The organism is Brevundimonas sp. (genome assembly GCF_046293315.1).
Lineage (GTDB): Bacteria > Pseudomonadota > Alphaproteobacteria > Caulobacterales > Caulobacteraceae > Brevundimonas.
The window spans coordinates 1-632 of the sequence record NZ_JBKBPF010000075.1; the positions used below are offsets into that span (position 1 = coordinate 1).

Annotated in this window: 1 protein-coding gene; it reads right to left on the bottom strand. The window is 70.6% G+C overall.

The annotated features are described in order from the left end of the window. Positions 1 to 129 precede the first annotated feature (129 nt). On the bottom strand, positions 130 to 632 hold a 503-nt coding region (locus tag ACK4SE_RS14085; protein WP_409693977.1), incomplete at its 5' end, for a hypothetical protein.

Below are 632 nucleotides of genomic sequence, written 5' to 3' on the forward strand. Positions count from 1 at the left end.
AGGCAACGTCGCCCGACGCGACGCCGCGCGAGAGCCGGCGTGCGGTGGCAGTCACCAGCTCCTCCTCCGGCGCCAAGCCGGCCACCGTGTCGCACAGGTGCCGCACCAGCCTGGGCAGCGTCCCGCCCCTCACCTGCATTGGCACGTGCGCACACAGTGTGAGCGGGAGCAGGGGCAGGCCCGCACAGTACGCCTCACCTGCGTGACCCTGCCCGCTGGTGTGTCCACTTCATCGAAAAACAGCTCATCAGCTGCAGAGGAGTGCAGCGCGGCGCTGGCCGGCGTGATGGCCGCCGACATCGAGGGCACCGCCGCCGCCACCGCCGCCGCCACCGCCGCCGGCCTGCCTGCCGAAGCGCCGCGTCCCCGCGGTTCGGCGTGCACCGCAGCCTGGACCAGCTTGAGTAATCTGCTGCCGTCGCCCGCGCTGCCATCGGCATCCGTGCGCAGCCAGGCTGTCGTGTCAGCATCGGGATCACCAAAGCGCAGCCGGTAGGCCTCCGCCACCGCCTCACGCTCCAGCAGCATGCCCTCCCACTCCAAGTGGTCCATGATGAGCTGCAGCACCGCCGCGCGCACAGATTCCTGATCGCTGCCGTCCATGGCGCGGCAGCAGTTCGAAATTTGCGCGC